Source organism: Aliikangiella marina, from assembly GCF_007004765.1.
Lineage (GTDB): Bacteria > Pseudomonadota > Gammaproteobacteria > Enterobacterales > Kangiellaceae > Aliikangiella > Aliikangiella marina.
Genome location: NZ_VIKR01000002.1, coordinates 891929 through 916752, shown reverse-complemented (window position 1 = coordinate 916752; position 24824 = coordinate 891929). Strand labels below are relative to the sequence as shown.

Annotated in this window: 23 protein-coding genes; 12 read left to right on the top strand and 11 right to left on the bottom strand. The window is 41.7% G+C overall.

Going from position 1 to position 24824, the window contains the following annotated elements; genetic code table 11:
• Window positions 1-180 precede the first annotated feature (180 nt).
• From FLL45_RS10355 to FLL45_RS10335, 5 genes are all read left to right on the top strand, one after another.
• Window positions 181-1302, top strand: a complete 1122-nt coding sequence (locus tag FLL45_RS10355) for a DegT/DnrJ/EryC1/StrS family aminotransferase (protein ID WP_185964406.1) — start codon at window positions 181-183, stop codon at window positions 1300-1302.
• Between the two features lie 38 nt (window positions 1303-1340).
• Window positions 1341-2435, top strand: a complete 1095-nt coding sequence (locus FLL45_RS10350) for a class I SAM-dependent methyltransferase (RefSeq protein ID WP_142941941.1) — start codon at window positions 1341-1343, stop codon at window positions 2433-2435.
• A gap of 70 nt (window positions 2436-2505) precedes the next feature.
• Window positions 2506-4431 carry a class I adenylate-forming enzyme family protein gene (locus tag FLL45_RS10345; RefSeq protein ID WP_185964405.1) on the top strand — a complete coding sequence of 642 codons (1926 nt, stop codon included), beginning with the start codon at window positions 2506-2508 and terminating at the stop codon, window positions 4429-4431.
• A complete protein-coding gene (locus tag FLL45_RS10340) occupies window positions 4424-5047 on the top strand; it encodes an acetyltransferase (protein ID WP_142941939.1) in 624 nt (207 codons plus the stop codon). The genes FLL45_RS10345 and FLL45_RS10340 overlap by 8 nt, the downstream gene beginning before the upstream one ends.
• Before the next feature lie 77 nt (window positions 5048-5124).
• Window positions 5125-5802 carry a cupin domain-containing protein gene (locus FLL45_RS10335; protein ID WP_142941938.1) on the top strand — a complete coding sequence of 226 codons (678 nt, stop codon included), beginning with the start codon at window positions 5125-5127 and terminating at the stop codon, window positions 5800-5802.
• A 27-nt stretch (window positions 5803-5829) separates the two neighbouring features.
• Here the strand turns inward: FLL45_RS10335 and FLL45_RS10330 are convergent, their stop codons facing one another.
• Together FLL45_RS10330 and FLL45_RS10325 are read right to left on the bottom strand one after the other, a co-directional pair.
• Window positions 5830-6843: a sulfotransferase gene (locus FLL45_RS10330; RefSeq protein WP_142941937.1), complete on the bottom strand. Its 1014-nt coding sequence runs from the start codon at window positions 6841-6843 to the stop codon at window positions 5830-5832.
• A gap of 10 nt (window positions 6844-6853) precedes the next feature.
• Entirely contained in the window at window positions 6854-8788 is a 1935-nt protein-coding gene (locus FLL45_RS10325) for a hypothetical protein (protein WP_142941936.1), read from the bottom strand.
• Between the two features lie 489 nt (window positions 8789-9277).
• Here FLL45_RS10325 and FLL45_RS10320 point away from each other — a divergent pair, with 489 nt between their 5' ends.
• From FLL45_RS10320 to FLL45_RS10290, 7 genes are all read left to right on the top strand, one after another.
• A complete protein-coding gene (locus FLL45_RS10320; RefSeq protein WP_142941935.1) occupies window positions 9278-10102 on the top strand; it encodes a flagellin N-terminal helical domain-containing protein in 825 nt (274 codons plus the stop codon).
• Window positions 10103-10559: 457 nt separating this feature from the next.
• Window positions 10560-11348 carry a flagellin N-terminal helical domain-containing protein gene (locus tag FLL45_RS10315; RefSeq protein WP_142941934.1) on the top strand — a complete coding sequence of 263 codons (789 nt, stop codon included), beginning with the start codon at window positions 10560-10562 and terminating at the stop codon, window positions 11346-11348.
• Between the two features lie 95 nt (window positions 11349-11443).
• Window positions 11444-11872, top strand: coding sequence for a flagellar protein FlaG (locus FLL45_RS10310; RefSeq protein WP_142941933.1), 429 nt, complete (start codon window positions 11444-11446; stop codon window positions 11870-11872).
• 255 nt (window positions 11873-12127) lie between these two features.
• Entirely contained in the window at window positions 12128-13486 is a 1359-nt protein-coding gene (gene fliD / locus FLL45_RS10305) for a flagellar filament capping protein FliD (RefSeq protein WP_142941932.1), read from the top strand.
• Window positions 13487-13515: 29 nt separating this feature from the next.
• On the top strand, window positions 13516-13938 hold the full coding sequence (fliS, locus tag FLL45_RS10300; protein WP_142941931.1) for a flagellar export chaperone FliS: 423 nt from the start codon (window positions 13516-13518) through the stop codon (window positions 13936-13938).
• 8 nt (window positions 13939-13946) lie between these two features.
• The gene (locus tag FLL45_RS10295) at window positions 13947-14276 is read left to right on the top strand and encodes a flagellar protein FliT (RefSeq protein ID WP_142941930.1); all 330 of its coding nucleotides are present in this window, start codon (window positions 13947-13949) and stop codon (window positions 14274-14276) included.
• Window positions 14263-14751 (top strand): GNAT family N-acetyltransferase, encoded by a 489-nt coding sequence (locus FLL45_RS10290; RefSeq protein ID WP_185964404.1) that lies wholly within the window; start codon window positions 14263-14265, stop codon window positions 14749-14751. The genes FLL45_RS10295 and FLL45_RS10290 overlap by 14 nt, the downstream gene beginning before the upstream one ends.
• Window positions 14752-14768: 17 nt before the next feature.
• Here the strand turns inward: FLL45_RS10290 and flgL are convergent, their stop codons facing one another.
• The 9 genes from flgL to FLL45_RS10245 form a co-directional block, all read right to left on the bottom strand.
• Window positions 14769-15983: a flagellar hook-associated protein FlgL gene (flgL, locus tag FLL45_RS10285; protein ID WP_142941928.1), complete on the bottom strand. Its 1215-nt coding sequence runs from the start codon at window positions 15981-15983 to the stop codon at window positions 14769-14771.
• Between the two features lie 5 nt (window positions 15984-15988).
• Window positions 15989-17977: a flagellar hook-associated protein FlgK gene (gene flgK, locus FLL45_RS10280; RefSeq protein ID WP_142941927.1), complete on the bottom strand. Its 1989-nt coding sequence runs from the start codon at window positions 17975-17977 to the stop codon at window positions 15989-15991.
• A 22-nt stretch (window positions 17978-17999) separates the two neighbouring features.
• Window positions 18000-19139 (bottom strand): flagellar assembly peptidoglycan hydrolase FlgJ, encoded by a 1140-nt coding sequence (gene flgJ, locus FLL45_RS10275; RefSeq protein WP_142941926.1) that lies wholly within the window; start codon window positions 19137-19139, stop codon window positions 18000-18002.
• 9 nt (window positions 19140-19148) lie between these two features.
• Window positions 19149-20246: a flagellar basal body P-ring protein FlgI gene (locus tag FLL45_RS10270; RefSeq protein ID WP_142941925.1), complete on the bottom strand. Its 1098-nt coding sequence runs from the start codon at window positions 20244-20246 to the stop codon at window positions 19149-19151.
• 107 nt (window positions 20247-20353) lie between these two features.
• Window positions 20354-21070: a flagellar basal body L-ring protein FlgH gene (flgH, locus tag FLL45_RS10265; protein ID WP_142941924.1), complete on the bottom strand. Its 717-nt coding sequence runs from the start codon at window positions 21068-21070 to the stop codon at window positions 20354-20356.
• A 19-nt stretch (window positions 21071-21089) separates the two neighbouring features.
• Window positions 21090-21878, bottom strand: a complete 789-nt coding sequence (gene flgG, locus FLL45_RS10260; protein WP_142941923.1) for a flagellar basal-body rod protein FlgG — start codon at window positions 21876-21878, stop codon at window positions 21090-21092.
• A 56-nt stretch (window positions 21879-21934) separates the two neighbouring features.
• Entirely contained in the window at window positions 21935-22672 is a 738-nt protein-coding gene (gene flgF / locus FLL45_RS10255; protein WP_142941922.1) for a flagellar basal-body rod protein FlgF, read from the bottom strand.
• A 66-nt stretch (window positions 22673-22738) separates the two neighbouring features.
• A complete protein-coding gene (flgE, locus tag FLL45_RS10250; protein ID WP_142941921.1) occupies window positions 22739-24028 on the bottom strand; it encodes a flagellar hook protein FlgE in 1290 nt (429 codons plus the stop codon).
• Window positions 24029-24130: 102 nt separating this feature from the next.
• Window positions 24131-24811 carry a flagellar hook assembly protein FlgD gene (locus tag FLL45_RS10245; RefSeq protein ID WP_142941920.1) on the bottom strand — a complete coding sequence of 227 codons (681 nt, stop codon included), beginning with the start codon at window positions 24809-24811 and terminating at the stop codon, window positions 24131-24133.
• Between the last annotated feature and the right edge of the window lie 13 nt (window positions 24812-24824).

The window sequence follows — 24824 nt, the reverse complement described above, 5'->3', positions numbered from 1 at the left end:
GTCAGAAACTTTTTTTAACGCGAGCGAGCACGCTACGACGCACTTTTCATCCGTTGTTTTTGGCATGTTTTTTGTTTATTTATTGAATAATCAACTATTTACCGTATACTCAAAGCAACGCTTAGAAATGAGAAAGTTCTAAAACTCTTTTGAATGTCACGGCTTAAGGTAACGAAATTTATGAAAAAAAATAAAGTTCACCTGTTAAAACCAAGACTGCCCGATGCAGAGATGCTCTTGCCTTTTTTAAGGCAAATAGACCAAAACCGATGGTATACAAATTTCGGTCCACTCAATCAAAAGCTCACTAAAGAACTCGAGCGCCACTTTACTGACGCTTTCGTTGCGACTACCTCAAGTGGCACAAGCGCACTTGAAGTGGCAATAAGCTCTTTAAACTTAAAGCGTGGTGCAAAAATTTTAGTACCTGCACTTACTTTCCCGGCTACCGCGACTGCGGTTTCGAGCCTCGGCTATCAGCCAATCATCTCTGATATTGATCCGGACTCATGGCAATTAACACCGAAAATTGCATGCGACGCGCTAAAGCATCAGGCTTTCGACGCAGTAATTCCGGTTGCTACTTTCGGCTTACCAGTCAATCAAGTTGCCTGGGACGAATTCGTAGCGGAAACCGATATACCGGTAATCGTCGATGCTGCTGGTGCATTCGGTAATCAAAATATCGGTTGCAAGACCATCACTGTATTCAGCACCCATGCGACCAAAAGTTTTTCTACCGGTGAGGGGGGGCTGATAGTTTCTAACAACCGGGCGCATAACCTTTGGTGCAAACAATCAAGCAATTTTGGTATCGATGCAAAGACTAAAAATGTCGATCAAAGCCGAGGATGCAACGCCAAACAAAGCGAGTATCACGCTGCAGTCGGCTTAGCAAGCCTCTCACTTTGGGAACAACAAAAAGCATTTCGACTAAAGTTACTCAGCAAATATCTCGATCAAATCAATGAGCTCAAACTCCCAGTCAATACGCAACCGAATATATCACAACACGTATTAAGTACTTTCGTTATTACATTTGGCAATAATGTGCTTAATAAAGACGTGCAAGAATATTTGGCTAATAAAAATATCGAAACTAGAAGGTGGTATTGTCCAATTCTTCCCCAACATTCGGGCTTTCAACACCTAAAATGTGCCAGTGATTTGAAACACGCCAAGCAGGTCGCAAATTCGCTTTTGGGACTTCCATTCCACTTGGAAATGACGCAACAAGACGTCGATAGGGTTTGTAATACTTTGTCGGAATTTTTAATTGTTAACCACGATATTGCGATTTAGTCACTATCTGAACTTTAACCGACCCAATTAGTTAGCCGATGAGCGAAAAAAATCATTTACTTATTTTTCCAAAAGAAATGGACTCAGCGCAGCGGTTTGCGCGTTATGCGAGGACATTGGGCTTTAAAATTAGTTTTGCTTCATCAGCTGTATCTTTCAAAACGTCTGCAATAAAGGATTGTTATTACTTACCTTACATAACCGCTGACAATTTTGAAGAAGCATTCAGCAATCTCGCAAGAAGGCTCGAAATAACTCATGTATACACTCCACATGTTGGAGTTTGGGTAAGCCTAAATAAGCTGAGTGAATCAGGACTTCTAAACTTTGAACTTTTTTTGAACCAACCTCATCCCTTCGAAGCTATATGGGATGAACATTCGATAAGTAAAAAATGGGCAAACGCGGTAACTCAATACGCTTACGTAAACTATTTAGCCTCAAACGTTACTGTTAAATCATCACTGACTGAGTTTGAGTACAGCGGGCTTCACAAAAAATTCCTCGATATTCCAGGACAGTGTGATGAAGATAAGTTATTCGATTTATGTGAAGTGGCGAGAGTTTTACCTGACGGGGATATCATTGAAATTGGCACATTATACGGACGCTCTGCGATCACGTTGAGTTGGCTTGCCAAGAAATATCAACTAGGGAACGTACTCTGCATTGATCATTGGTTCAATGAAAAGTCAGATCATCAAGGCAAATCAGCTGAACTACTTAACTCACAAATCGATTCTATCAGGTTTGACAACATTTTCTCTATTTTTATGGCTAATGCCGCTTTGCAAGACAATATAGGCTACATCAAAAAAAAATCCGCTGATGCGCACACTGATTATTTAATTGCTTCGAAAAAAGGCGAAGCGGTCAGCGAAAACTTAGGTTCAATTAAACTTAATGGAACAATCGCTTTGTTGCACATTGACGGCAATCATCGATATGATCAGGTTAAAAAGGATATTGAATTATGGACTCCATTGGTAGCCAGCGGTGGATGGATTCTGATTGACGATTATCTTTGGGCATTCGGTGATGGACCTCAAAGAGCCGGTAATGAATTACTCGCGACTCTTGAGCTGTCTACAGCATTTTGTTCCGGTGATACGCTTTATCTGCGTAAGAAATAATCCGTATTTTCATTTGTCGATTTTAATGTCCGAGTCAAATGAAGCATTGTTTTAAATCTACGAGGTTAATTTGTTTTCAATAACTGCTTACACATCCTCTCGAGGTCTCATTAGTAAAACGATTCCAAATGGATTGTTCGAGATCATAGAGCCTGGAAAGCGCTATTGCATTGATTTAGAAAATGGTCTCGACCTCGCATTAATCTTAATCGAAGTTTTTAAAAAACAGGCTGTTTCGGTGCCAATTACTCCGAGTCTTACCGAGCATCAAAAGCAATACATCATTGAGCATGCCGACGTCGACGGCGTATTTTTTCGTAAACATGGCGTGATAAAATACCAGCCCAGGACAAGCACTATTAAATCGAGTAAAGATCATCGATTCATCATTTATACATCGGGCTCAACTGGCAGCCCAAAAGGCGTAATTCAGAATATTCAGGCCGTAACTCACAACGCTGAAGCTGTCTCGAAGCTACATCAATTTTCGCCAAATCAGTCACACGCAACCTGTTTACCGCTTTATCATTGTAACGCATTGATGATGTCGCTTATCGGGTGCTACCTTTCAAACTGTCCACTGGTCCTACTCAGTTCCTTTGAGGCTGATACCTACTTTAAACTACTCGACGCTGAACAAGTTACAACAGCTTCAATCGTCCCTGCACTTCTTGAGCAGCTTTTAGACTCTAAACCCCAATGGCCCAATCAATTAAAATACTTAATAACTGCGGCAGCACCATTAAGCAAAGATCTCGCCAAAAGATTTTATGACCAATATGGTCCAAAACTTAGACAAGGTTATGGTTTGTCTGAGGCAGTCAACTTTTCATTTGTCATGCCAGAATTGACAAAGTCATTGTTTGTCAAAGAATACCTATGGGATTATCCACCAGTCGGATTACCACTCGAGGGAACAGCGCTAAAGATTGCTGCAGATGGGGAAGTTTTAGTCCAAGGCCCTAATAATATGCAGGGTTACTGGCGTAATGAAGAGGAAACCCAAAATACAATTAGTGAGAATAACTGGTTGCACACTGGAGATATTGGCGTTTTAAGGGGTAACTATCTCGTTTTACAAGGCAGGAAAAAAGAAATTATCAATCGAGGCGGAGAGTCGCTCCACCCTGCAGAGTTAGAAGAAAATTTCAAAGAACAACTTGAAATTAGTTTACCTTTTATCGTAGTACCAACGAAACATAAAGCACTCGACAATGAGGTGGGAGTCATTATCGACACACAAAATCAAGATTCAGACAGGTTATCACCGAGCGAAGTAACTCAACACTTTATGCAGGTCAACAAAATTCCCGCCAGCGTTACATTTAAGACGATATCTCGTACTTCAACCGGAAAACCACAAAGGATTAAAGAAGGCGCTTCCATTTTTTCTTTTCAAGGAGTCAGCCACGATATTTTAAAAATATTATGGAGTTTGAAATACTACGACCGATTAAAAACTAACGAACAAGTCAGTTTAGAAAGATGTCTCAGTCAAATCATTCCAGAACGATATCGTCCCCAAATATCCGAGCTATTTAATAAAATAGCCCCTATGAAACGAAACAATCTATCAGAAGAGCTAATTATTAGTACACTCAAGCAACAAGTTTTAATGATCTTCGAGTTATTTAACTTTCCGACGCCAAGCTTCTCCGAGAACTTCCTCGAGCGAGGCATTGTTGCTCACAAAGACTCTGGCAACAAAATCCAGTTGGGGGCATTACAGAATGTAGCCGTTAATCAGTCAACTATAGATTCAATGAATAAAGGCGACTGCCTTGTGTTTTTTTCGATACCAAAAAAAATCTCTAGCGGGTTGAATAATCCAATTTATTTATTGTTGCACAAACTTGGCAATAAAATTGCTTCTTATGAGAGCATCATGGACCAAATAAATGAAATGCCATTAAACGAATATTCTTTGACAATTTCGCCGCTCAAATTCAGGCGGACGGTACTCGCATTTATCGGAGTGATTAATAAGCATGAATAATCTTATCATTATCGGCGGAGGAAGATTCGGTCGGTTTACTCGATGCTTGGCAGAAGTTTGTCAGTTTAAGGTGCTTGGATTTGCGGATGATACTATGTCTCCAGGAACAATCGTGGATGATTTACCCGTTCTCGGAAATACCGAAATTCTAGATGAACTCCAAACAAAACATCAGGCACAGCTCATTATATGCATATCACATATGGCTAAGCGAAAAGCGCTTGCAAAAACTTGTGCTGCTCAAAACTTAACTCTTGCTACGCTAATTCACCCAACGGTCATCCAGTACCCAAGGAGTAAAATCGGCAAGGGTGTTGTCATTCAACCCTATAGTGTTATTCAAACAGGCGCGATTATTGAAAACAACGTTTTAATTGAAGAAAGTAGCACTATCGGAGTCGATGTACTGATCGGAGAAAATTCGGTACTTGCACCTCACGTAGTGGTTACTGGCGGCACTAGAGTCGAAAAAAATTGCTTCATTGGTAGTAATACGACTATCAATCCGGACTTACATATTGCAGCTCATGGCCTGATAGGATCAGGCTCCACCGTGATAAGGGATACCGAGGCAAATTCAGTTTTTGCTGGCGCTCCTGCGAAAAAAATTAGATGAAAAATTAATTTCGGTAAATTTTTTGCCGATAATGAGTAAAACTAACGTTAAACCGCACCTAAATAAGGGGAGTTTTGATGGGACATCCAAAAGTTAATAACCAGCAGGAAATGAGCAACGAATATATGAAATCGTTATTCGGCGTTCAATATTTCGAACCCAATAACAAAGCCGTGGTTGAAGCTCGTGAAGATGATCTCTATTTTTACACGGTATACGTCGGCCACCATCAGTTAACAGTCGAGCGAGGTGACTGTATATTTTATATATCAGAAGATAAAACCACTGCTTTCATGCAGCGCGGAGAAAAACAAGTAGAAAGTTTTCACGTCGCGACCGTTATTCGCGGCTATATGCCGGAAAATAAAAGCTCAGAAATAGTGACTAAAACAAATTTACCCTACGTTAACGGATGTTCCACTAAACAAGTGTTCTCTCCTGCTCGCTTGGGCGATCCAACTTTACAAATTTTAGATATTCCACCATTTTCATCAGAACAAGCGCACCATATTCATTCAACGGTTCGAGTTGCTTATATTTTAAAGGGGACCGGCCGAAGTATTGTCGGTATGAATGATAAAAATATCGTTGAGGACCTCTACCCTGGGAAAGTTGTTGTCCTAGAGAAAATGTGCCCTCATCATTTTGAGACCGACGGTGAGCACCTTATCGTTTTACCCCTCCACGTATTTAGCTCTATTGGCTCTCTAGAAAACAATCATCCAATGTTCAATGGCACCCACATGACAGAGTAAGCGGTAACCTTATTTTATGAGTCAATGTTATTTGCTAGCAAAGCTAACTTTGCTAGCAACCTGATTTAAATGAGTCTGCCATTCGTCTTCTAAAGCTTTATCCATCGAATTAGACATGCTAAACCGTGGGTAAGTTACCTTGTTCGTATCTGTGTCTTCAGCGTTCATTAACTGGCATAACTCATCAATAAAACCTTGGGGATTTTTACAAATTTTTTCGTAGTGACACTCAAGTTTTTGAGTACTTTTTAACTTCGAAAAGGCCTCGTCTAATGCATACTCAATGGATAAACATTGCCCCGCAACTTGCTCTTTTGGAGAAAGGCTTTTTAACTGGTCAAATTCTGGCGGCTTAAATGACCACCAATTGGCATAACTTCCCATGACCGTTTTTCTTGCCTCATAAATAGAGTTAGCAACATAAGGTGTTTCCCGTTTAACTCTCAAGAAAACTGCATTAGGTAAAAGCCCTGCAAAATCTAAAACATTCCAGTTAATAATCATTGCCTTCATCGCAATTGGCTGCGAAGAAACGGCATAAAGCCTAGCCAGCTCATGCTTAAAACGTTCGGTATTTGAGCGGTGGAATTGGTCTTTTGATAAATAAGATAGTTCGCCAAATTGAAAGTGATGATACCAGAAATACCAAAACACATTTGGCGATAATGCCCCAGTAGTTTTACCTAAGTCAGACTCGAAGTCGAGGGGCTGTTGATTAAGATTTAACTCATCACGATACTGCAACTGCCCATCAAAAAGTATCCGTTGAATTTTGTATCCAATTTCTAACGCCCCATAAAACCGAGATAAAAAATTGGTCGGGTAAGTAAAACAACCTGATTGAGCAATAACCTGCATTAATAACGTGGTACCTGCCCGTGGCGGCCCCACAATAAACACAACTGGACAGTCAGCATTACGCTTCGATACAGGTAGTTGGTTTTCGGCAGAACAGAGTATATCTGTCAATTCTTCGAGATATTGATCGAGTTCATTGTTACGCTTAAAACGGCGAGTGCGTTTATTAATCCAATTAAACAATTAAAGGTCCTTAAGGCGCAATTTTTTCAAGAGTCGGGCCTAAATCAGCTTCAAAAACCTGTTCACTTGAGTTTCTTATTTCTTCAATGTTTTGGTACGCCCACAAAATCGTGTCTGCGAATTGGGTTTGTGAATTGCTTGAAGTACTTTTAAATATTGTTTTATCAATATCAATACTTTTAATTTTTTCTGAAATCTGAAGCCGAAAGGCTTCATCATCAATCATTCGTACACATTTGGAAATCAAGTCCTCGACAGTCGACGCGACTAGATCATCATGAACTTCTGGACAGTGACGGTTAATTACAACGCTATCGAAATGGCTTGACACTTCTGGTCCATCGAATGCAATGGTTGGTACTCCCATGGAAAAACAGTCTATCGTCGTATTTGTTCCTGAGAAAGGAAACGTCCCAATCCGTAAATCACAACGACTTAAAAACTGCATATAGTTCTTGTAAGACATAGTCGGAAAGACACCACTTGCGGGCAATTCACTTTTCACTATTTGGGTAATATAGTCGAGCAATAACCCCTTAGTATCAGGAAAGAAATGAAATTCAATTTTTGCTTTACAGTGTTTTAACAACTCTTTACAGACTTCAATCATTAACAAATTAATCTTCATATATTTAGAAACTATCGCCACTCTGACGATATCGTCATTAGTTTCCATAAACTCAATTTCTTCATCAATTTTTGGTGCGATATAGTTTGGCGTAAAGTCACCAACAACAACCTTCTCGGTAAAACAATACGGGTCTGCTAAAACGTCTTTGGGATGTATTACAAAATCCATTTGACTAGAACAACTCGTTGCAGGATGCCCTAAAGACATACATTGAACCGGCGCTAGCCTCAAATTCGCTGTAAATACAGTCCAATTTGCCATGCCTAAACTGGGGTAATAAATAATATCGTGATCGGCCGTCCTGATTTTATCCGCAACAGCTTGGATCGATTCACTATTAATATCAACATAAACCACGCTATCCGCTAATCCCGCAACGGTTTCGTCAATGTCGTCTTTATTTGCGTAAATCGTAACATCGAAAGTTTCCCTTAACGACTTGATACGGTCACCATAACAGCGATACATCACATGGCTAGTCCGACAGACTTCGATTAAAACTGCAATACTGGGTCTTATCGTTTTTTTTGTAGCCAGACTACTTTCTTTAACAAAGCTTAATAGTTTACGAATTAACTTATTGATGCCAAGTTTGACTAGGTGCTTTCGGTCATCGATGGCATAACTGCAAAGCATCCAAGATTTATGAATTGCACCAAGATATTGTTGATGTAAATTGGACTCGCTCGTTAATGCATCAAAGTTTTGAATCAAAACGCTTCGATTGTCTTCGTGTCGGGTAATTAAGGTGCAACTATCGCCGACTAAAGAGAGAATGATCGGTAATGCTAAGTCTCTATTTAGGTTAAGCATTCGATAAATTTCAACGGGTGAATTAAGTGTAAGATGCAGATAGAAACGCTTTAGCATCTGTTCATCAGAGCGATATTTTGTGCTATTTATTAAATCCAATACATAGTTTGAGTCTCCGGCTTGCGATAACTCAAAGATCTTTCCATACCAATCATGGAATCGACTTAAATAAAAGTACTGCTCATCATCAAAATTCCAATTTGGATTGACAAAAAGTGCACAACAAGCTGAGGCAAGTCTTGTCGACCAACGCTGCTTTCTGAGTTGAAATAGCTGATAGGGCTCTTCTTTATGTTGAATCAGCATAAACTCTTCGAATGTTCCCAGCAAATTCAACAAATAACCGAGTGCCTGTGTATGCTTACCTCCGTAAACATATCCCTCAAAAGTCTCTAAAACGAATTCCGAGCCTGAAGTTACTTGCAATCCACCTCGGGCCTTTTTGTGTAAACTTTTTTGACTTGCCTTACTTTTTACTCGCTTATTTCTCTTCTTTGGCATAATCGCTCTTTAATTATCGAGGCGAGACGTCGCTCGCGTTATCATCAAACTTCGCCATCAACAGCAAATTAAAAGTAATGCGTAATGACGATGAGTCAGGAAACTAAAAAGACCTATCTATTAACACTTTAGCCTTGATTGGTTTAGTAATCCACAGTTCATTCAATGAAATAAGGCAAAATCCATACCAACGCTCTATGGCTCACCCAATAAATAAGTGAAATAAAATAAAAATATTTTAAAGTCGCTATTTTCACAGTCGATAAGTTAATTGAGCGGGACTTCTCAACCCCCTCAACTTTAATCGATAGTTCTCAGCTCGAGATTAAAGTCTAATCACCAATTCTCAGATGGTTGATTCTTTTACGAAAGAATTATTCTCAGTGTTTCTTTCCCAAATATTTTTTTATTAATTATTTATAGCTTCGAATTTACGGCATTTAAAACTCTGACCGCCCGTATTGAAGCGTTAGATTAGGAGTCAAAAAAATGGGAAACGTTATCTCGACTAATGTAGCCTCACTAAACGCCCAACGAAATCTGATTGGAACCAATGGTGGCCTATCAACCACCTTCCAACGATTATCATCGGGTTTCCGAATTAACAGCGCCAAAGATGATGCATCTGGACTATTCATATCCAACCAACTGTCATCTCAAATCGGCGGCCTTACGGTCGCAGCGAGAAATGCCAATGATGGTATTTCTCTCGCCCAGGTAACAGAGGGCGGATTACAAGAAGTTACTAATATCCTTCTGAGAATGCGTGATTTAGCGGTGCAAGCATCATCCGGACAAACCGCGGACTCTGGACCTGAAAAAGGTGCTCTGGATGCAGAATATCAAGCCCTTTCAGCTGAGATAACTCGTATCGCCAACCAAACCCAATTTGGTAATACCGATGTATTGAATACCGGTGCTACCATCAACATACAGGTCGGTATAAACGCTGGCGAAACTATCGCCGTTACCCTACCTGATGTCACTGGATTAAACTCCAGTAACGCGCCAAGCAATATCAATACAGCAGCGAATGCCTCTAACGTTCTGACGAATATTGACGCAGATATCATCGCTATTGACACCGCACGTGGCGGACTGGGTGCTTTCCAGAACCGATTATCATCAACGGTCTCAAACTTAAACAGCATTATCGAGAACGCCTCGGCCTCACGCTCGCGAATAAGGGATGCCGATTATGCCGTTGAAACTTCCAATCTCGCCAAGTTCCAGGTACTGCAACAGGCCGGATTAAGCGTCCTGGGGCAGGCAAACGCCTCATCTCAGAACGTACTATCACTTCTACAAGGGTAATGACATGATTCCCGAAAACGCCCCTACCGTACGACAACTTTAGGTGCCTGAGAGAGGGAGTACGCTCCTTCTCTCCTCCTTAGCTTGCTACGAAATCATTAAAATTATTTTCACTTAATTTTCAATAGATTAGGTGGCAAACACCTATTTTCTTCATTTTTTTTTCAAAGTAAATTAAATTCGCCTTTTTCAGGGCCGATACATCTTTTGAACGCAAAATATTCTCAGTATCTTGCGGACAGCAAATTGTTGTTTCTCAGGCGATGATTTTTCTCAGATTTCATTTCTTTGCGGGAACACCGATTTATCGATGGAAAGGTGCTTCTCAGAGCAATATTCATCACTTTTGTAATATACGCGGATAGTAAAACGGTTTCTCAGGCCGCTAGCTGTCTTACTTTTTAAGCACTTTGTAAATCTAATTTAATTTAGATATCAAAGGTTTAGGAGATTTATCATGGGTAATGTAATCCAAACTAACGTGGCGTCTTTAGGCGCTCAAAAAAGCTTATTTAAAACCAATAACGAACTATCTACGACTTTTTCTCGATTATCATCTGGTTTCCGTATCAACAGTGCGCGAGATGATGCGTCTGGTCTGGTACTCGCGAGTCAGTTAGCTAAAGAAGTCGGTGGTGCACGAATCGCAGCAAGAAACGCTAACGATGGTATCTCTTTTGCCCAGGTGGCAGAGGGTGCACTTCAAGAAATCAGTAGTATCTTACTTCGTATGCGTGACATCGCGGTACAGGCATCAAGTGGTCAGGTAACAGCAGCAGGTCAAACGGCATTGGATGCTGAATTCTCTGCGCTAGACGCTGAAATAACGCGTATTGTTGGCGATACTGAGTTTGCGGGTGGCGCGGTTTTCTCTGCGAACGCCACAAACATCACCGTTGATACCAATGGTAGTTCTACGATCGCTATCGCAACAACTGATGGTGCGGCTTTTGATACGGGCGGTACCGATGCTTCTGCAGGCTTAGCTGCAGTTGATACCGCTATTACGGCCGTTGACACGCAAAGAGGTATTTTAGGTGCGGCGCAAAACCGATTAACTTTTGCAGCGAATAACCTAAATGCTAACATTGAGAACTCTTCAGCAGCACTATCTCGTATCCGTGATACTGACTATGCAGTTGAGACCGCTAACTTGGCTAAAAACCAGGTACTTCAGCAGGCCGGTTTCTCCGTATTAGCTCAGGCGAATGCGTCAAGTCAGTCAGTACTGTCCTTGTTACAGTAAGTTGAAGCTTAACGCTAAGAGCTAATTAAGACATGGCAAAGAAATTATCGAAGTTTTCCATAGTTTCTTTGTCTGTTCAAAGGAGGTAATTTGCTATGGCTATTGAAGAATTGTCTGGCAATTTTCAACCAGTCTTAAGAGATAACGGCAAGTCTTTGCTGTCATTAGCTAATGCACAACCTTCAACTAGCGATATCGACAGAAGTAATGACTCAACGGTTGTCGAAATAGCTCAACAACCGGTCAATAGAAACGCAAAAGCAGACTCAAACACTCGTCAATTAGAAGAAGCTAAAACTGAGATTGAAGATCTTCAAGAATTCAATCAGCAGATCAGTCGCAGTCTTCAATTCCGTGTCGACGATGAGCTTGGTGTTACTGTTGTAAAAGTCGTAGATAAAGCAACTGACGAGTTAATCCGCCAGTTTCCTCCTGAGGAATTGCTCAATCTCTCTAGAAGATTGAAAGATTTAAGCGAGGAAGGGATATTGGCTAGTGGTGTTCTCTTACAGGAAAAAGCTTAAAAAAGGGGTTTCGACCCCTTTTTTAATGCCCACACATTCTGGTATGTATATTGCTGATATTCTCAATATACAACCAGCAAGAATTTTAACTATCAATAAGTGAATTCTTATCCAAATTTTCTATAAAAAAAGAGCTGTTTTAAGTCTAAAATCATATAGATAATTTTGATAATAATTTAAAGTCGAATATTTGCAGGCCGATAAACTACTAGTACAAAGCAACGTGACTTCAAAAAGTCATCGATAGGTAACGATATGGGTTTAATTACAGCAGCAGGATTAGGTTCAGGAATCGATGTTGAATCGATAATTGCAGCATTAGTGAATGCTGAAAGAGCCCCGAAAGAGTCTTCTCTCGCTCGCCTGGAAGTTCGAACTAACGTCGAGATCTCTGGTGTCGGTCAACTAAAATCTTCGCTTTCAGCATTGCAAGACTCTTTAGAAAACCTCAATGAAGAAAACTTTAATGCACGAACTGCAACATCAGCCGATGATACTCAGTTAACTGCCGTTGCTGACGGTAACTCTAGTGAAGGTGAATTTGATGTTACTATTGTGCAAACAGCAACAATAACAGAACTTAGCACCAGCACCATTGCTGGTGATTCTAGTACGGTTCTTGGAACTGGCAACTTAACTTTTCAAAATGCGAACAGTGACAGCTTTGTCATAAATGTCGGTGCTAGTGATAGCCTGTTAGATATCGTCGACGCAATCAATACTGCCGCCGATAATTTTGGTGTCACTGCAACCTTGGTCAATGGTGATAGTGGCACAAAAATAATTTATCGGGGAAGTGATACCGGCGCAATCAATGATTTCTCAGTAACTAACGACAATGCTAACTTAGCCGCTATATCTGATGGAAATGGTGGCACTCTCAATCAAGATAGCACGGCTTTAGATGCACAAATTACAATTGCCGGTTTAACCATAAGTAGTGAAACTAACACATTTCAAGATCCTGTTCGAGGCGTTGATATTACACTCGCTGATGATGCGGTTGCTGGAACGGTTACCGTATCAGTGCTTAAAGATCCTGATACAGTAAAGTCTAACATTGAACAGTTCGTCGAAGATTATAATTCGTTCATCGCAACTGTTAATGCGCTTGGTTCTGCAACAGAGGGAGCTGAAGGCGCGCTTCTTGGTGATGCAACCTTGCGTAACATTCGCAGCTCTATCAGCAGTATTCTATCGTCAGAAGTCGCCTCGATAACTACCGACTTTAACTCTCTTTCAAGAGTTGGTTTAAGAACCCAAAAAGATGGAACACTGCAAATTAACGCCAGCGAGCTCGAGTCAGCGTTAGACTCTGCCTTTAGTGATGTGGGTAACATATTTTATGCGGCCGATGGATTGGGTACACAGCTCGAAGCCGCGATTGACCCATATACCGAATTTTCAGGGTTGTTAGATAGCCGAACCGACTCACTCCAATCTACTCTCACAAGGATTGCCGACGATCGCGATCAACTCGACTTTAGAATTGCACAACTCGAATTTTCGCTAAGGAAAAAATTTGCGGCAACTGACACAATCGTATCGAGTTTCAACTTTACAGGCTCGTTTTTAGAGCAGCAATTTAGTGCACTTTCAGGTCAAAACGAGTAATTAATATCCAAGCTTTTTGAGGAATATACATGAGTTTACATGGTTTAAAACAGTATCAATCTACCAGTACACAAAGTGGAATATTTGAAGCAAGCCCTCATCGCTTAATTCAAATGCTCTTTGAAGGAGCTTTAGAAAAAATTGCTAAAGCTAAAGGCTTTATGCAGCGTAATAAGATTGAAGAAAAGGGCCACCACATCAATTGGGCGATAAAAATTATCGCCGGTTTGCAAAACTCTTTAAATATGGAGCAAGGTGGTGATCTTTCTGAAAAGCTATACCGGCTTTATGACTATATGATCGATACACTCATGCAAGCTCATGCAGAAAACTCGATTGAAAAGCTTGATGAAGTTACCCTACTTTTAAAAGAAGTGAAGTCGGGCTGGGATGGCATCGAAGAAGAGGTCAGACAGATGACTAACCAACAAGCGCGCAGTAATTTAGCTTAGGATTTGTTGTGACTGACTCAGCGACCAAATCTCTTGATAACATCATTTCTCAAACAAATGGCTTTCAAGCCCTCATCGATGAAGAAGATTGGGATGAACTGGAAGCCTTGCTCGCTTCAAGACAAAATCAGTTGGAAGCGATTTTTGCTTCGCCCATCGATGAGTCTGAGAGACTGACAGTGATGCAAAGCATTAAGACAATTATAGAAACCGATAGAAACCTGTCGGAACAAGTACAGCAAGCGAAAAACCAATCGACTCGAGAAGTCATTGACCTAAAAAAAAGAACACACGCTATCAAAGCTTACTCACAAATACATGACGATGAACAATCCTGAGCTAGCCTTCAGCCAAGCAACGCGAGAAGACTTAGACTACCTTACTCAAAAAACCATTCAATTACATCAATTTGAATCCGCTAATGGAAAGGCAGAACTTCAAGTCAACGATAAATTTGAAGACAACATTCGACATTGGCTGTCTTTGGAGCTTGCTAACGACTCAAGTCTTATTTTTACTGTTTCCGATAATCAACAAAGAATTGGATTTGCTTTTCTCAAGATATTGCCTAATCCGAATAACTTTACCGAGTACCGTTCCTTTGGGCTCATTCAAACTATTTGGGTAGATGATGAGTTTCGTCAAAAAAAAGCCGGGGCTAGCATTGTTAGTTTTATTGAGTCTATCTTCAAAGAACAACAGGTGAGTTATTATGAGGTTAATTACTCGGCTCAAAACGAATTAGCCGGAAAATTTTGGGAAAGTTGTGGTCTGGTACCAACCTCGATTACTGCGCGTAAATTTTTAGACTGACCCAAGATGCTTGCGTGTTATCTTAGAAAGTTAAATAAATTTAAATCTCTAACTCGAATAAAGCTCGCCTGAGCAGCCTCTAAAACGATTAATTGTTCCGACAGTCGGGTCGAAGCTTCAACGACATCTAAGTCTTCGACATCTGACAAAGATGACTTGCTTGTCACTAGCAAAGACAAGTTACTTCCATATTCAGTATCAATTGCATTGAGTCTTGCACCGACTTTTGCTCTGACACCATCAATATTATCAATATGTCGTTCCAATGTTGCTTGGCTACTTTCTAATACATTTCTGAGATCGGCTCTTCCTTTGTCGGACTCAACAAAGCCATCCAATGCGGTTATGAGATTTTGGATGGTTGTGAACACATCTTCACTTTGGCTTGGTTCGACGGTAAACAAATCGCCAGCCTGTGGCGTACCAGAAATATTGATCTGGATTCCTTGAAAGTTAATATCTGCGCCATCTTGATAAACTGCTGGTCCAGCTTCAACAGTTCCAGAGGTTCGTCCTGTCACCGTGTACTCTAATTGACCCGCGTTCAACGCAAATGTAATGTCGTAAGGTTCAGCCAAAAATGGCGAAGCACCATTATATCCGCCTCGCGTGATTACACCACTACCCGCATTAGTGATATCACCCGTAGTATAAAAAGTGCCATTACCATTTTTAACGTTGGAGAATACTTCAAAACCCGAGTCGGAAATTGCGACAGATGTACCACTGCTAATTCGCAAGTTTCGCTGATTTTGATCGCCGTTGTAAACAACGTTGCCTAAAGCATCAACGGTATATGGCTGCGATTTGACGATACTACCTGAAAAAACATAATCACCTTTTGCATCTTGAGTATTTGCTTGACCCAATACCTCTTCAAGCCGCTCTTCCAACTCTATTTTGATTGCCTCTAGTTGAGAGCCCGCATAGACACCGTTGCCTGCTGAAACCGTCAACTCTTGAATTCTGAATAAAATGTTTGTCACTGTACCAAGCGCGGTTTCCTCAAGTTGATTGCTGGAAAGGGCCGCGTCGGCATTTCGATTAAATTGTTCTAACTGTTCGATCTCGGCTTTTAGGAAGCTAATTGATGTTGCTGCGACCGGATCATCTGATGGGTTTATCACACGCTTTTGAGTGGCTAACTGAAGTTGAGTCCGCTGCACTTCAGACTGCCTCAAGAGTAACTCGCGAACCCCTGCGTTGGTCATTTGTTGGAAAGAAACACGCATGCTGACTATCTCACTGAGTCGAGAACTGTTTGAAACAAAGTTCGCGCTACTTGAATGACTTGTGCCGAGGCTTCATAAGCTTGTTGAAATTTAATTAAATTTGCAGCTTCTTCATCAAGATTTACGCCAGACGTTGCGGCTTTGCGCTCTTGTGCTTGGAATAATAAACTTTCTGACGAGTCTCGTTTAATTCTTGCCGATTGGGTTGCTACGCCTACTGTACTGACAATTCTTCCAAATGCCTGCTGGTAATTCGTGTTGCCATTGTCCAGTGTATTGGCTAATTGTAAATCACCAAGTAAACGAATATTGTCATTATTCCCTGCTCCGTTGGTGTTGTAACTGATATCAAAACTATCACCCGCTTGCGGATCACCATTTATAGTAATTTCATAGCCATATGAATTAAATGGCGCCCCTGCGAGTGCTAGCATATTATTGTCTTGATTCGGTACGTAACCCGCAATGCCGCCGGCTAACAAAACAGGGGTTCCGGTTGTCATATCATAAATAGAAAACTCACCCGGTGTAGCGTCAAATTCAATCCGGAGAGGCGGTGCTAGTGCACCAGGGGTTGTTGTAAATTGTGCTGTAGCAGTGTCAGTCACCGTTATACCAGTTATCGAACCCGAGCCGATATTACTGATCAATTGTTCTCCCCTAACCGGCGAAGCTGCAGCAATTTGTTCTGGCAAGGTAATCAATACATCCATATCTCGGCCAAAATTTCGCGTTGGTTGAATCGCAAAAGTGTCGCCATTGTTCGCAGCGCCTGACAAAAAGTTAATCGTAAATCCCTCGGAAGCAACGGTAACCGTATCAGGAACAACTGCAGGTGGTGCAAAAGTGGCGAGTACCGCATTGCTATCGGCATCCACAAGGTTGTAGTTTCCACCTGACAAAATCAGTTCATAGTTTCGATCATTTAGCAAAGACGGGTCATCGACTGTAATGCTTAGTTGTGCATTTCCAGTGTTTAAAGTTGAGTTGATTACTCGGTTAAGTTCTAGCGATGCGCTATTAATGTCGGTGAAAAAATTACCACCCAATTGATTATTGAGATCAATACCTAACTGATGCTGTAAGTTAAAACTTTCTGCAATACCAATAGCCACTCGCCCAAGCGTATTAAACGCTGGTTCAATAATTTCATCCACCGCATTGAGTAAGCCACCTAACTTCCCGCCGGTAACGTTGTTAGTGACTTCAATACTTGAGGAGCCCGAAGTAAGACTTAAAATTTGACTTCGAGGATTAACTGGGTCAACTGAAGCAACCAGAGAATTGGAGAGGGCTCCAACGACTAATGATTGTCCGGTTCCAATAAAGACATTTAACGAGCCGTCTGACTGCTCTAATGTTTGCACCGTAACTAATTCACTTAATCGCACAATTTCTCTATCTCGTTGGTCGAGTAAGTCGGGTGGTGCACTGCCAGACGATCCCGTAATCTGAAGGTTTAGTTTGGCAATTGAATCTGCCAAAGTGGTAATCTCTTTCGCTAGCGAATCAATACTTCCATTAATCTCGGTAAGTTGAGCCTCGAGCTGATTATGTACCAGATCAAATCGAGCCGTCATATTTTGCGCTTGGCTTAACATGACTTGTCTGGCAGGCACCGAAGCGGGATCGTTCACTACCCCCTGCAATGCAGTAAAGAATTGTTGAATCGCATTGTTTACTCCTGTATCACTGTCTGCCAGTAAACTATCCACTCGGTTCGCTTGAGTGAGAAATGAGTCAAATAAATTAAAGTCCGCTGTCGTGGACTGAAGTTCCATTTGTTGGCTCAGCTCAAATATTCTTTTGACCGTTCCTACCTCAACACCCGTTCCGAAATAGTTACCACCGATGAACTGCGGATTACGCTGAATTTGATCGATCCGTTGGCGAGAGTATCCCTCAACATTAGCATTTGCTATGTTGTGAGATGTGGTCTGAATTGCCGCTTGGTTCGCTAATAATCCAGAAATACTAATATCAAATATGCCCATATCAAACTCTCACTATTTTGGATTACTTGAATCCTACCGTTGCATTTTGAAATCGTTGGTCCCCAAAAATTCTCAAAATCTTATCGGCATAGTCTGGATCCGTAGCGTATCCAGAATCCTGTAATGCTTTCACGTAATTACTCGCATCTTCTGTTGAGTTAACCGCCTGCTCGTAGCGCGGATTCGAAATGATAAAATCAACATAATCTTTAAAGGACTCAGCGAAGCTTTCGTATTTGCGAAATTTAGCATTAACTTTTTTAAACGCTTGGTCTTCGACCTCTAACGTGTTTATTTCGATACTTTCGCCTTGCCAATTATTGTTCGACTTAATACCAAACAGATTAAAGCCTGGCTGGCCTTGACTATCATGCATAATATATTTACCCCAGCCGGTCTCTAATGCAGCTTGGGCAACCAAAATTCGTGGGTCGAGATTGAGTTTCTTAGCGGCTTCAACGGCATAAGGCATTAACTCATTAACAAAATCACCCATTCGCTCAAACAGTGCTTTCTTTTGAGGCTTAACGGCTGAACTTTCAGCTAGTTGACTATCAATGTCACTATCATGGCTGCTGTCATTGCTTTTGTTACTATCGCTACTTACGCCGTTTACCGTGATTTCTTGAGCCTGCGTGATTAAACCTCTGAAGCTCGTGGTCAATTGACCTTGATTGGTGCGGAAAAGTGTCTCATCAATCGTCGCTTGTTCAGGACCTTGTTCAGGTAATATTGTGCTAGTTTGATTTCTTGAGAGTTCACTTAATTTTTGAGAAGTCGCTGAAAGCTTAATTTTATTCAGATGATAGTCGGTATCAAACGTACCCGCCGCCTTGCTGTTTTGTCTGGTTAACTGTTCAACCATTAAGTCAGCAATTTTTAAATGTCCGCCTTGAGAAAGATCGACTGAGAGCTGTTCATCAAGCATTGCGGTGTACATTTTTTCCTGTTGGCTGAACAGTGGAGAATCGCTTCCGATAACTTCGCTCGCTTGTCGCATTGACTTGAGCATCATATTCATAAAAAAAGCTTCAAATTCTTTTGCCGCTTTTTTAATCGCCCCTGTTTGATCAACCTGCCCCTGACGACGAATGTGATCAAGCGAGTTGATATCCGAATAGATACTGGCTTGTTCTAAATTTGGCGAGTTAACAATTGGCATAGGGATCTCTTAAATAACGACAAGCTCTCCACTAATAGCGCCCGCCTGCTTTAAGGCTTCAAGGATCGCCATCACATCGCCTGGCGCCGCTCCTACCGCATTAACGGCCTCTACGAGCTGCTGTAATGTAGCACCCGGTTTAAAATGAAACATTCTCGAGTCTTCGCGTTCTAGTTCTACTTGACTATCTTGCGCAGCAACTGTGGTACCTTGAAGACTCAGTGGTGCAGGCTGACTAATGTCCTGGCTTTCCTTAATCTTAACGATCAAATTACCATGCGCTATTGCAGCCTCTTTTAGGTTGACATGTTTACCAATGACGATAGTACCAGTGCGCGAATTGACCACAATTCTGCCGATTGACTCCGCAGGCGCTACGGTAATATTTTCGATTACAGAAAGATAATTAATTCTTTGTGCGGGGTCTCTAGGCGCATTGACTTGAATTGATGTCTGATCGATTGGCTTCGCTGTTTGACTACCAACAAGATCGTTAATGGCCTTTGCTAGTCTAACGGCTGTTGTAAAGTCTGGTTTATTGAGATTAAAAACTAAGTAATCGTTAGTTAAAAAATTTGATGCGACAGTTTGTTCAACCGTTGCGCCATTGGGCACTCTTCCAACCGTTTGATGATTGACAGAAATTCGAGAGCCGTCAGCACCTTGCGCACCGAAACCACCGACGATTAGATTTCCTTGAGCGATCGCATATGTTTTTCCATCGGTTCCCCGTAAAGGCGTCATCAATAAGGTACCGCCACGGAGACTTTTCGCCTCACCTAAACTGCTCACGGTGATATCAATAGTTTGTCCGACTTTCGCAAAAGCGGGTAATGATGCGTGAACAGCTACGGCTGCAGTATTTTTTAGTTTCAATTGACTACCTTGAGGCACATTAATTCCAAATCGAGCCAGCATCGTTCTAAAAGTCTGTTCGGTATAACGAGTTTTCTCTCCAGTTCCATCGAGTCCGACGACTAACCCATATCCAATCAATTGGTTTTCTCTTACACCTTGAATACTGGTGATATCTTTGATGCGCTCTGCTGCGACCTGCTGGCTCAGCAGTGCGGCAAACACTATGAATATAACTTTGAGTAACTTCATCAATACTTTCTCTTGCTGTCAGTCTTGCTTTTTAAGTCCGTCTTTTTCTTTTATCTAGTCATCAAATTTTTAGTTATTCGCTGGAGAATCACCATTAAATAATAAAATTAAAATGGCCACCAATCAGAGCTAAAAAATCGTGTTAACCAGCCAGGGCGATTAGCATCAGCTAGCGGCCCTTCGCCACCATAAGAAATTTTTGCATTAGCCACGCGGGTAGAAATGACCTGGTTATCTTTATCAATATCTTCTGGTCGTATAATCCCTGCGATACGTATGAACTCACTACCTTGATTCAATGAGATCCATTTCTCACCCTTTACCATTAAATTTCCATTCGGATAAACCTGATGAACCGTGACGGTAATCGTGCCTTGTAAACGATTCGTTTGAGTACTATCAGCTTCACCGGCAAAAGTACGATTTTGCGCGGGAACTGTCACAACCAACGGATTATCTCCACCGATATTTAGATCTCGTCCAAAAGCTGAAACTTGGGGCATGGTAATTTGCGAATCTTTTGTCACTTCAGTATCAGCGGTTTTGCTCGCATTAGTATTCTCGGTCAACACAACAGTTACAATGTCACCAATTCGCAAAGCTTTTTTATCTTGAAACAACATTTGTGCCGATGCCGGATTGTATATCGAACCTGTTTCTGAGTTTCTTGAATCATTTACCGTCGGCAAGGCCGGCGCCCAATAAGGATCATTTTCCTTCATGTCTTTAAAAGAGTTCGCGCATCCACTGACAATTGCAACACTAGACATAGCGAGCAAACTTTTTAATAGGCTGGATAAGTAACTAGGCTTTTTAGATTTCATAATCCAATTCACTCAATGACTAAAGGTTTTGATTCACATATTGAAGCATCTGATCAACCGCAGATAAAACTTTGGTGTTTGTTTCATAGGTACGTTGCGTCTCAATTAGTGAAACAAGTTCCTCGACGGTTGAAACGTTCGAAGTTTCCAGTTGGCCACCGCGTAACTGACCGAGACCGTCTAAACCGGGTGTTCCTAATACTGGCGCTCCGCTACTCCCGGTTTCGATATAAAGATTTTCTCCAACCGGCTGTAATCCTGCTGGGTTAATAAAACTGGCCAACTGGAGCTGACCCAAATTGGTTGGTGCTGCCTGTCCAGGCTCTTGGGCGGAAATCGTTCCATCAATTGAGACATCCAAACTCGTCGCACCTTGCGGAACGGTAATCGCTGGCTGCAAAACATAGCCGCTTCCTTGGGTAACAATTTGCCCATTTTCATCTAAGGTAAAATTACCAGCTCGAGAATAACCGTTAGTTCCGTCTGGCAGTAAAACCTGGAAGAACCCCGCTCCTTGGATTGCCATATCCAATTGGTTATCCGAGGTTTGGAAATTTCCTTGTGAATGAATTTTTTGCGTCGCTACCACTTTTACTCCAGTCCCTAACTGCAGCCCGGAAGGTAAGCGGGTATCAGCTGAAGAGTCGGCGCCTGGCTGGCGAAGGTTTTGATAAAAGAGGTCTTCAAAAGCAACTCGAGACTTTTTAAACCCAACGGTTCCCGCGTTTGCTAAGTTGTTCGAAATTACGGCAAGATCTTTTGTTTGCGCTTCTAAACCTGTTTTTGAAATCCAAAGTGCCGGATGCATCTTGATTTACCTCTTTAAAAATCTTTCTAACTTAAAATTTATTAATACGTTGTTTTTTATGGTTGCAATAATCGATCCAATACGCGTCCATTTTCTTCAACTGATGCCATTAGCTTCACTTGAACTTCAAACTTGCGAGAAAGTGAAATCATATTAGTGAGTTCTTCAACGACACTGACATTACTTGACTCCAAAAAGCCACTATCTAATTGAACCGCCGCATCAGCGGCAAATGGCTCATCATCTCGGCTTTTAAAAAGTCCACCTTCTGTTTTGTCAAGCGTCGTAGGGTCAGGATTAACCATGCGTATCCGATCAACGATAGCGATGGCATTCGCCTCAGCACCGAGTGGACGGATGGTGATAGTACCGTCTCGCGCAATATCGAGTTTTTCGAATGGTGGTAAAGCGATCGGGCCACCATCGCCTAAAATAGGTTGGTCTAAACCGTTCAACAATTCTCCGTTAGCGGTCACTTTCAAATCACCGCGACGAGTTAAACGTTCCTCACCGTCTTCAGTTTGCGTAACAAACCAGCCTTCTCCGCGAATCGATACATCTAAGTCTCTTCCTGTACTCACTAGAGACCCTTGGTCAAAGTTAAAACCTGGTCGCTCTGCCATCGCAAACGCTCGAGTCGGCAACCCATCGCCATAAACTGGCATCGCTCTAAATTGAGCGAGGTCCGCTTTAAAACCAGTCGTTTTCGCGTTAGCCAAATTATTTGCCGAGGTTGCTTGCGCCATTGAAGTTTCACGCGCACCAGCCATTGAAATGTAAAGCAAGTTATCCATTGAAGTACCTAGAAAAAAGGAAGTAACGAAGGCGCGAGTTAACCACTTGATTAACTCGCAAAGTCATTAACGAATATTAATAATTGCCTGAGTAATCGTATTATTCGTTTCTATGGTTTTGGCATTTGCCTGAAAGTTTCTTTGTGCTGAAATCAAGTTAACCAGTTGCGCAGTTAAGTCCACATTTGAAACTTCTAGCGCGCCCGATCGAATTTGACCAAAGCTTGATGTCAATGCTTCGCCAACCAGTGGCGTTCCTGATTCAACCGAATCTTCCCATGAGTTGTTACCAATTTGCGAGAGGCCTTGAGCATTTTGGAAGCGCGACAAAGCAATTTTTCCAATCGCATTAGTTTGACCATTACTAAAGTTTGCTCTTACCACACCCGTTTCGGAAATTTCGACTCCTGTTAGTCGGCCAATCGGGAAACCATTTTGATTAAGCACATTCACCGTAAACGGAGACGAAAATTGTGTTGTACCATTGTTCGCATAATTAAAGTTAATCGTTTGGGTTGGGTCAGAGCCATTTCCAAAATCAATCGCCGTGGTAATAATAGGATCGGGAGTGTTGCTTTGGAAACCACCTGAATTATCAAAGTCAGTTAAGTGATAGAGTTGTCCGCCTGCACCCGCAATTCCGCCAGTAATGTCGATTGGCAAAGTCGCCCCGACATCATCTGTCGTGTTGTAATAAGTTGCCCATTGATTGTCGGCAACTTTAACGTAATAGGCAGTAACAACATGGCTTTCGCCTAAAGAGTCAAAAACGGTGAGTGATGTTGAAGCATTGAATGTCGAAGCTTGGAGCGGATCAAAAGCAAGCGGGTTTAATATCGAGCCATTAGCGGGCAAGTTTACCCCGATATCGACCGCTGATGTCACAGTTGGTACACCTTGAGTTTGTGGTAACTGTAACGGAATCGTACTTGATAAACTTGTCGCTGTAACGGTACCGTCGGCATTAACCGGGAATACTTGTAAACGGGCGCCCGCATTATTAACAACAAATCCGTTAGAATCGACACCAAACTCACCATTGCGCGTGAAGATCGCGTTAGTGTTAGTATCGCTCGGCGAAAGTATAAAAAAACCTTCACCTGAAACCGCTAAATCTAAAGTATTTGCGGTAAATTCTAAATTCCCTTGGTTGAACTGTTGGGCAACATTCGCCAACAAAACACCATTACCAATTGCGGTACCAGACGCACCAAATGAACTAGTCGAAAATATATCGGCAAACTCAGCGCGAGACTCTTTAAACCCCGTTGTGCTGACATTAGCGATATTATTCGCCGTCACATTCAAATCGGCTTGAGCGGCGTTTAATCCACTAAGTGCTGTATTAAATGACATAACTACTCTCTCCTGTTTTTACCGAAACTACTTTTTTCGATTTCAATTTATTTGTTCAATCTGTTTATTCAATCTATTTAATATTCAATCGTAAAAAAATCTTTAACCAATTTCTTTTACATCGTTAAATCCAATTTGTCCTAACCCGGCAAGGTTCAATACAATTTGTCCATCTGCACCGCCAAGGTTTACACTTTCTACTCTCGCGATTACTGAAGTTCTTAACTGCTCAGATGCCCCACCGACTTGTCCAAAAGCCGCCACCGTATAAACACCAGGCGGCATTCTCTCACCGAGGTCATTGTTTCCATCCCAGATAAAATCCAAATCTCCAGCTTCTTGCGTGCCAACAGCGATACTCCGCACAGTTTGTCCTGATTGATCGCGAACCTCGAAACGGATATTGGTTGTCGTAGCATCCAAGTTAAGCTGCCCTGCTATGACCCCACCTTCATGAAGATAACTCTCGTTTCCATCAATAAGTACATTGCGTCCTACTAGCGCGGAAGCTTGCAGTGCTTGATTAGACGTCAACGCTGTTGACAGCTCGGTTAACTGATTAACCATCGATTGCTCTGCATCTAAGCTGGCGAATTGCGTCATTTGCGAAATAAACTCTTTACTATCGGTCGGTGCCAAAGGGTCTTGATTCGCCAGCTGAGTCGTCAGCAATGCAAGAAAATCGGCCTGGCCCAACTCTTTTTTGATTTCTCTTTGCACCGGACCATTGTTGACTCGGAGACCGATATCAGCGTAGTCGCTTGGATTAATAGAATTTGTCATTGTCTTTGCCTCT

Bases quoted from the DNA above. Each gene is read 5' to 3' on its own strand.
- FLL45_RS10320 (WP_142941935.1), top strand. From the start codon at position 9,278: ATGGGAAACGTTATCTCGACTAATGTAGCCTCACTAAACGCCCAACGA.
- FLL45_RS10335 (WP_142941938.1), top strand. From the start codon at position 5,125: ATGGGACATCCAAAAGTTAATAACCAGCAGGAAATGAGCAACGAATAT.
- flgH (WP_142941924.1), bottom strand. From the start codon at position 21,070: ATGAAATCTAAAAAGCCTAGTTACTTATCCAGCCTATTAAAAAGTTTG.
- fliD (WP_142941932.1), top strand. From the start codon at position 12,128: ATGGGTTTAATTACAGCAGCAGGATTAGGTTCAGGAATCGATGTTGAA.
- fliS (WP_142941931.1), top strand. From the start codon at position 13,516: ATGAGTTTACATGGTTTAAAACAGTATCAATCTACCAGTACACAAAGT.
- flgL (WP_142941928.1), bottom strand. From the start codon at position 15,983: ATGCGTGTTTCTTTCCAACAAATGACCAACGCAGGGGTTCGCGAGTTA.
- flgF (WP_142941922.1), bottom strand. From the start codon at position 22,672: ATGGATAACTTGCTTTACATTTCAATGGCTGGTGCGCGTGAAACTTCA.
- FLL45_RS10340 (WP_142941939.1), top strand. From the start codon at position 4,424: ATGAATAATCTTATCATTATCGGCGGAGGAAGATTCGGTCGGTTTACT.
- FLL45_RS10270 (WP_142941925.1), bottom strand. From the start codon at position 20,246: ATGAAGTTACTCAAAGTTATATTCATAGTGTTTGCCGCACTGCTGAGC.
- FLL45_RS10350 (WP_142941941.1), top strand. From the start codon at position 1,341: ATGAGCGAAAAAAATCATTTACTTATTTTTCCAAAAGAAATGGACTCA.
- flgJ (WP_142941926.1), bottom strand. From the start codon at position 19,139: ATGCCAATTGTTAACTCGCCAAATTTAGAACAAGCCAGTATCTATTCG.
- FLL45_RS10325 (WP_142941936.1), bottom strand. From the start codon at position 8,788: ATGCCAAAGAAGAGAAATAAGCGAGTAAAAAGTAAGGCAAGTCAAAAA.
- FLL45_RS10310 (WP_142941933.1), top strand. From the start codon at position 11,444: ATGGCTATTGAAGAATTGTCTGGCAATTTTCAACCAGTCTTAAGAGAT.
- flgG (WP_142941923.1), bottom strand. From the start codon at position 21,878: ATGCATCCGGCACTTTGGATTTCAAAAACAGGTTTAGAAGCGCAAACA.
- FLL45_RS10355 (WP_185964406.1), top strand. From the start codon at position 181: ATGAAAAAAAATAAAGTTCACCTGTTAAAACCAAGACTGCCCGATGCA.
- FLL45_RS10315 (WP_142941934.1), top strand. From the start codon at position 10,560: ATGGGTAATGTAATCCAAACTAACGTGGCGTCTTTAGGCGCTCAAAAA.
- flgE (WP_142941921.1), bottom strand. From the start codon at position 24,028: ATGTCATTTAATACAGCACTTAGTGGATTAAACGCCGCTCAAGCCGAT.
- flgK (WP_142941927.1), bottom strand. From the start codon at position 17,977: ATGGGCATATTTGATATTAGTATTTCTGGATTATTAGCGAACCAAGCG.
- FLL45_RS10290 (WP_185964404.1), top strand. From the start codon at position 14,263: ATGAACAATCCTGAGCTAGCCTTCAGCCAAGCAACGCGAGAAGACTTA.
- FLL45_RS10245 (WP_142941920.1), bottom strand. From the start codon at position 24,811: ATGACAAATTCTATTAATCCAAGCGACTACGCTGATATCGGTCTCCGA.